At 68.6% G+C, this 7,263-nt stretch carries 7 protein-coding genes; all 7 read right to left on the reverse strand.

Annotation, left to right across the window (positions count from 1 at the left end; translation table 11 throughout):
* Positions 1 to 420 (reverse strand): hypothetical protein (locus tag G6021_RS16860; RefSeq protein ID WP_206682678.1); only part of this gene is annotated, 420 nt, incomplete at its 3' end.
* A 75-nt stretch (positions 421 to 495) separates the two neighbouring features.
* The gene (locus G6021_RS16530) at positions 496 to 1,050 is read right to left on the reverse strand and encodes a hypothetical protein (RefSeq protein WP_182641762.1); all 555 of its coding nucleotides are present in this window, start codon (positions 1,048 to 1,050) and stop codon (positions 496 to 498) included.
* A 13-nt stretch (positions 1,051 to 1,063) separates the two neighbouring features.
* Entirely contained in the window at positions 1,064 to 2,665 is a 1,602-nt protein-coding gene (locus G6021_RS16535) for a peptidoglycan DD-metalloendopeptidase family protein (protein ID WP_182641763.1), read from the reverse strand.
* Positions 2,662 to 2,922 (reverse strand): hypothetical protein, encoded by a 261-nt coding sequence (locus tag G6021_RS16540; RefSeq protein WP_182641764.1) that lies wholly within the window; start codon positions 2,920 to 2,922, stop codon positions 2,662 to 2,664. The genes G6021_RS16535 and G6021_RS16540 overlap by 4 nt, the downstream gene beginning before the upstream one ends.
* Complete coding sequence (locus G6021_RS16545) at positions 2,915 to 4,705, reverse strand: ATP-binding protein (protein WP_241736641.1); 1,791 nt, start codon at positions 4,703 to 4,705, stop codon at positions 2,915 to 2,917. Before G6021_RS16545 ends, G6021_RS16540 begins: the two co-directional genes overlap by 8 nt.
* Positions 4,702 to 5,598, reverse strand: coding sequence for a hypothetical protein (locus G6021_RS16550; protein ID WP_182641765.1), 897 nt, complete (start codon positions 5,596 to 5,598; stop codon positions 4,702 to 4,704). Before G6021_RS16550 ends, G6021_RS16545 begins: the two co-directional genes overlap by 4 nt.
* Before the next feature lie 3 nt (positions 5,599 to 5,601).
* On the reverse strand, positions 5,602 to 7,074 hold the full coding sequence (locus G6021_RS16555; RefSeq protein WP_182641766.1) for an SCO6880 family protein: 1,473 nt from the start codon (positions 7,072 to 7,074) through the stop codon (positions 5,602 to 5,604).
* Positions 7,075 to 7,263 lie beyond the last annotated feature (189 nt).

Genomic DNA, 7,263 nt, shown 5'->3' on the forward strand with positions numbered 1-7,263 from the left:
CAGCACCTGCCCGGTGGCCCACTCCCGGCCCAGATAGGCTCCGTACCAGCCGCAATCAGGCAGATTGTTGCTGATGTGCTCGCGCTTGCGTGCGCGCGGCGACAGCGTAGCGATGTCGCTGGTCGAGGCCATCTGCCGGGTCGCGTGGGCGATCCGTGACTTGGTGCCGCCGGTGCGACGCAGCTCCCACCGCCGGCGGGCGACGATGATCGTCACGGCGACCGCCACCACGACCACCCATTCGCCCACGAGGATTGCGGTGGCCGCGCCCGTCCACTCCACTGAGTCTCGGGCGAGGACTTCGATCGCGCCGACCATCGGGAACGGGCTCGGTGGCTCGGCCAGGCCGAGTTTGACCGCTGCCCGGTGAGCCGCCCACACCGAGAGGTTGATGGCCACGAAACCGGCCAGCACGATCAAGAGCACGATGTGCTCGGGCCGGAACTGCCCGATCTGGGTGTTCCTCGGATTGTCTCTACCTGCCATGATGTGTCCCTACCTCGCCTGCTCGAACCGGTACTGGGCCGCTTTCCAGGTGGGTCCGTCGCGGACCATGTCCACCTGCACCGTCATCTCCGGAAGCGGGGTCGTACTGCCGTCGGTGTGCTGGACCACTTGGCGCAGGATCAACGTCACCGGTCCCTTGTCGTCGTTCGGGCCCATCGGGCTGCCGACGACCTCGACGGCGCCGACTACGACGTCTGCCGAGGCGGCCCACGCATCCCACTGCCGCGGCAGGGGCTCGTCGGCGGGTCGTTCGGCTGCGGCCTGCGCCAACGGTCCCGTCAGGACGCCCGACGCTGCGTGCAGTGCGTCCCAGGGGCCGGACTGTTCGGCAGGTCGCCATGTGAAGATCTGCCGGATTGCGGCGGTCGCGGCGCCGTCCGCCGACTCGGTCGGCTCGGGGTGCGGGTGATGGGCGTCTGTGCCCGGTTCGTCGGCTCCGCCGCGCAACATGACCACCAGCAGTGCCGCCAGCGCGCACGCCACCACCACACCTGCGGCGATCACGACCCCGACGATCAGCGATCGTCGTCGCTCTACCCTCATGGCCACTGCTCCTTCACTCTGCTCCGGCGAACTTCGCCGCTTCTTCGGGCACGATCACCACGTACCTCTGTGTCTCGGCGTACGGCGGTACCCCGCCGTACTGCTGCACGGCGCCGGGGCCGGCGTTGTAGCCGGCGAGCATCAACTCCTGCGGGTCACCCTTGAGTGCTCCCGAGGCGATGTCTTCGCGCTGGCCTTCGGCGATTCCGCACAAGTAGCGGGCGGCGGCCATCGTGGCGTCCGCGGGGTCAGACGGGGAGCCCGAACCGGGTGGACCGGCCACCTGCCCGTTCTCGTCGACCTTCGCGCCCTTGGCCGCCCACGTGTCGGACATGAACTGCCCGTAGCCCTGAGCCCCGGCGGTCGAGACGGCCGTGGCCTGGAAGCCGGCGGACTCGTGGTACAGCAGGCCGGCCAGCAGCGGGGAATCGACTTCGCGGCACACCCGACCCCCGAGGCCGATCCATTTGCGCAGCTCGTCGGGGATCTGCCCAGCGTTGAGGGAGCGTCCGTGGTCGCCGACGCCAGACGGATCGCAGGTCCCGGTCGAGGGCCCCACGCCGGGACCGCTGCCTTCCGGAGCGGGCCCGTACTGCTGGCCAGGTCCGGCTCCTCCCCCACCGGTCACGGTCACGTGCACGTGGTCGAAATGGTTCTGGGTCGGGTCGCCCCGATCCTCCATCTGGTTCGGCTGGCCCTCCGAGGGGATGTACTGCTGCCGCCAGATCAGGTACTCGACGTTGAACGCGTCCCTGTTGCGGAACAGGTAGTCGGTGATCTCGTCACCGAGCTGCTTGCCCTGCCCGGTGTCATAGCCCGGGATCATGATGTCCACGGCCCGGCCCGACGGGTGGTCCGGGAACGCGTCGACCGGGCGCCACCCCCCGATCGTTTCCACCTCCGGGAACTTCTGAGCAACTGCTCGAGCGACCCGTACGGCGTCGACCTGGAGCTTGTCCTCGCTGGCGATGACCGGGGAGGGAGGAAGTTCGCCGTCGGCAGAGCGACGGTCCCGGAGCTGGTCCCTGCCCGGGGCCGGTGCGGGCGCGGACTCACCGGGATTGGTCGCCTTGTCGATCCAGGGACCGGGGTCGACGTCGCGGCCTCCGTACCGGCCGCCCTCCCAGATCTCGAAGTGCAGGTGAGCGCCGGTGGACTGGCCCTCGTTACCCACTCCGGCAATGTGCTGGCCCGCCTTGACCTGATCGCCGGCCCGGACCGTGATGTCGCTTGCCTGCATGTGCCCGTACACCGTGGAGAACGGGCCCTTTGGCCCCTGGTGATCGATGACCACCCAGTTGCCGAACCCGGACGCAGGCCCGGACTCGGTCACCACGCCGTCGGCGAAGGCGTAGATGGGGGTGTGCAGATCGGCGGCCATATCCGTGCCCCGGTGGTCGGGGCGATCGGCCGAGCGGTAGCCCGATGAGATCTGGTGGGTGCCCTCCTTCATCGGTTTCGAGTAGTGACCGTCGGGAACGCCACCAGCGACGCTGCTTCCGCCGTCGATCGGGGTGCAGGCGTCGTCCTCGATGAAGGAGGACACGATGATGGCCAGCCCGAACGCGATCGCGAGCAGGATGACCGTCACCGTCGCCAGCCCCCTGAACTTCACGACCCCTCCAGCTCCCGCAGCCGGGCCGTCAGATGAGCGTTCGCCGCCCGAAGCCGGCGGATCTCACCCCAGGTGGGGCGGGGCATGCGCTGCTGGTCCTCGGCCCAGCTGAGCACCGTGGAGGTCGCCACACCGAAATCGCGGCCCGCGGTCGCGGCCGCGGACGTCAGGGTCGCCGAGGCGTCGAAGTACCCGACGAACCGGTCCACGACCTCACGCTTGAAATCGGGGCTGTAGCCCCCCACCGGGCTAGGCATGAACCATGCCCTCCACCTGCGCCGACTTGCGTTTCCACTCGTCTTCGAACGCGGCGTTGGTCTCGTGCAGTCGCCACTGCGTCTCGAGCGGTGAGATGTCGGTGCGGAACGGGATGCCCGGCGACGTGCTCTTGCTGGCCTTGATCATGAAGCAGCCGCGACCTGGGGGTACCGGAGCTTCTGCTGCACGTCCCCTGCCCGGGGCCGCACCCTTGGACCACGAGGTGATCTCGGTGATTTCCCGCTCTGTGAAGGGCAGCTTGCCGCCCAGCAGCCGCAGCTCGTCGGCCGGCAGGCCGCCGCAGATCACCGCACCGGCCCGGTCGATGAACCCCATAGCGCGATTGCGGTCTGCCCCCGTCGGCAGGGTCTCCAGATCCTTGGACCCGTGCGTGACGAGGTACACGGCCATGCCCAGCGTTCTCAGCAGCCGCATCAGACCGTCGACGTGCTTGGTCAGGCCCGGCGCAGCGGCCAGCGTGCCCCACAGCTCATCGAGGGTGTAGGCGAACAGCTTGCGCTTGCGCAGGCCGGCATCGGCGAGGATCTTCGATGCCGTTACCGCGCCCGCCGCGGACGACCAGCACGCCATGATGACCGCGGCCTTCACGGTCTCGTCGTTGTCGTCGAGCGCGGAGACGTCGATCACCACCGCGGGCGAGTCGACGTCGATCTTGGTCGTGGTCTGCCCGGAGAAGATCTCCCCCGTCACGCCGTGCTGCATCGCATACAGGCTCCGCAGGAGGGGCCGGACGGTGGCCTGGTACTCCTCGGGCGACGCCGCCACGGTCACCTCACGGAGCTGCTCGGACCCGGCCTGGAGCGTGGCGATCAGATCGGTCAGCTCCGGCGGATGCACCCAGCGGCTCTGCCCACCCGGGCCGGGTGCGGCGTACAAGCCGTCGAGCGCCACGGCCACGGCCGCGGACTCGTAGTCGGCCATCCGGTCCTGCCGCGCTATCGAGACCAGCGTCTCGATCATGCGTCGCTGGCCCGCGGCCACCTCCTTCTTTGCTCGATGGAGCAACTGTTCCAACGTGCGCAGCCGTTCGTGGTCCTCCGCAGACTGCCCGGTGTGGCCGTCGATGGCCTCCTGGAGTACCGGCACCACCGATCCGAGCGCTCCGGCGTCGAGGGGGTTGATGAGGTCCAGCCCGTGCCCGATCCGAATGACCTGGCCGTCGATGGCCCGCGCCAGCGGCACGTACTCACCCTTGAGATCGTTCGGCACGATCGGTACGTGGCCTTGGGCCGAGTGTCCGAGCAGGATCTGTCGCACTAGCGAGGACTTCCCCAGGCCGGGCACGGACATCAGGAACGCCGACGGGGTCGACAGCAGATTTTGCTCGAGCCAGCTCAGGCAGTCGAAACCGAGGTCTTTGCCGTCGAGGAGATTACGCCCGATCGGCGGGCCGATCATCGGAGACGGTGACCCTACCGAGTTGGGGTTCCAGCCGGCGGCATAGTTGGTCGCCATCATGAACTCGTTCGGCGGCGTCACAGACCGCACCAGGCCCGAGCCGAGGCCGGCGGCGAAGGGGGCGCGAAACCCCCGAGCTCCCGCCCGAGGCCACGCATCCTCGCCGACCACCGGGGCCACTCCCTGTCGGGCCAGGGCCTCGTGCTTAAGCCGTTTGACCTCGTCCGGGCTGGCCTTCTGCCACTCGGCCAACGCCCGCCCCCGGCGGGTCCACGGCCAGGGGTACTTCTCTTGACCGTCGAGGATCGCCTGGAACAGCTCGGCGTAGTCGACAGCGGGCTCGTCTGGTCTGCGCAGGCTCATCGCGGCAACTCCGTATCGATCGTCGCGTGCTGAAACCCCGCCACACCCAGGCCCAGGTTGGCGGCCAACATCACTCCTTGGCGGCCGAACTCGTGGCGCACTCGTAGGCGAGTGCGCGGCCGCAAAGCCTGGAGAAACAGGTGGGCGACCTCGTGCCCGCCGGCCACCGTCACCGTCGACCACACCCGTCCCCCGTCGACGGCTTCGATGTCACTGACCGAGTCCGGATCGACGAACGGGCGCATCCATCGCGTCCTCCAGATGTGGCCTCCGGCGTCCCACTCGGCCAGCACCTCGGAGACATCTGCGCTGGCTTCGGCGCCACTGGCCGGGTCCGAGCACGACACCGTGAAGCTGATGCACTCCACGCTCCCCACCTGGACACTGCGCGCCGATTCGTTCCAGGTCAGCTCCGTCAGGTCGGAGATCGTCCGCACGGCCGCGGCCAGCAGGTGTCCGCACCGTCCGGCCACCTCACTTTCTCGTGCGGGCCGGGCTGGCAGACCTGCCAGCGAGGCAGCGTCATATAGGGCTGGGGCGTCCACGGCGACGATGGAGGCCAGCTCCGTGAGGTCCTTGCGTTCGGCCTTGGTCTCGGCTGCGAACAGCCCACCCAACAGCGGCGGAGCCGACGTCGTGCTGTCGCATGCGAAGCCGACTCGCAGTCGGTCGAGTCCTGCCACCTGGCGAGTCCACGCGCTGACCCGGTCGGGCTCCACGATTCCGGACCCATCGACCAGGTTCGCTACCGCGATCTGGTGGCGACTGGAGTCGGTGAAGAGCACCTGCGGGAATCCGCGGGCATCGACGGTCTCGCTCACGCTCAGGTCGTGCAGGGGAAGGCTGGTCCCCCGGAGCCACCCGATGACGGTTGTGAGATTCAGGCTCAGCATCGACTAGTCCTTCTTTCCGAAAGGCAGTGCCCCGGCGCCGAGGCAGTAAGAGAACGCGGAGTCCTGCATCCCCCGCATTTCGCGCACCCGGATGTTGAGCTGATTGGCCAGCGCCTCGACATCGCTGTCGATCGCCCGGTCGTCGTCTCCCGGAAGCCACGTTGCCGCGATGTACATCGAGCGCCGCCCGTACCCCGCGCCCTTGGCGAGCGCTTTACGTGAGGCCGACGTGCCCTCCAGCCGCAACTCCGCGTCAACTGACTTGATCGTCTTCCCGTCGTTGACGCCGACCATCGCGTCTCGGTGCTCGGCTTCGACCAAGGAGTGCGCCGTACCGGGAGGAAATGGGCGATAGACCAGGCACACGGTCTTACGAACGATCCGTGAGTGCTGCGCCAACAGGGGGCGCAGATGCTTGTTCTCGAACGTGGCCGGTGGCGCAGCCACCATCTCCCACGTCCGAGACCACGTGCCGTCGTGGAAGTAACCGCGGTTAGTCGCCTTGGCCACTGCCGGCCCGGCGTCCGACCACGGCAACTGATGAGGGGTGCCCTTGATGTGGAGCTCCTCGAAATCCCCCTCCGCCGCGGGGTTGAACGCCTTGTGGGTCGAGGCCACCATTTCGTCCGCGGTCATCGGCCGCGCCTCGATCCCGGCCCACGGCAACGACCCGCTGTAGAACGCGACGATCTCGTACCGGAGCTGGTCGAGGAAACGGCGATCGCGTACGTGTGACAGTTCGGCCTTGAGTGTGAACGCCAGCTCGAACTCGTAGTCCTGGCCACCGGATTGCAGTCGCCTAGCGCGGGCGAATTGGATCTGCCTGGCCACTGCTGGCGCTTCCGGTGAGTCCAGGGTGTCGACCTCCCGCAGCGCCAGCATCCCCGTCGAGGGCCTCGTGGTATGCCGGGCGACCACCGCCAGCAGGTTCCGGTTGTGTGCCCACTGCGCCTCACAGGTGCCCCACTGCGCGGTCGTGGCCTCGTCCTCCTGCGCGCTGCGCAAAACGTCCCCCGACAGCTGCCCGGTCAGCTTCACCGTGACCTGCTTGGCTGAGGGGTTGACGATCACCCCGAATCGGTAACCGTTCGCATCGACGTCCTCGAGCAGCTCGGTGCCCGCCAACAGCCCCGGGGCCCGACGCTGCCCGCCGGGCACCCGCGACTCCGGTCCCGACAGATACAGGTCTTCCCCGGTGACGTAGCGCCAGAGCTTGGCCGTTGCCAACCGAGCCGATGTGACGAAGGACCGGCCATCGCGGTGAAAGTGGACCAAGGCGCCCACCAGCACGGCCAGCAGCGCGCACACCATCGCGAAGCGCACCTGCTGCGCCAACATCGACACCACGAACGCGAGAAGGCCGACCAGGCCCACGACAGCCGTGCGCGCCGGGATGCGACCGATGAAGTTGCGCTCCCGCTTCCGGCCCAGGGTGTACGTCGTCGTCTCGTGTTGTGGCGCAAGCGTGTCAGTCATCGCACTCCCCTACCGGTACGGCCCCGGGTTCACCGGAGCTCCTACTGAGTCGTCGAGGATGCCGCCGCCCGCGCGAAGCGCCGTGCCGGCCATGCCCCCAGCGTTGCGGGCGATCCGTGCGCCGGTTTGCCCCAACCCGGCTATCTGGTGGCCACCGCCAGCGGAGGGGCCTCCGCTCGCGGCGCCGCC

The organism is Dietzia sp. CW19 (genome assembly GCF_014145265.1).
Taxonomy (GTDB): Bacteria; Actinomycetota; Actinomycetes; order Mycobacteriales; family Mycobacteriaceae; genus Dietzia; species Dietzia natronolimnaea.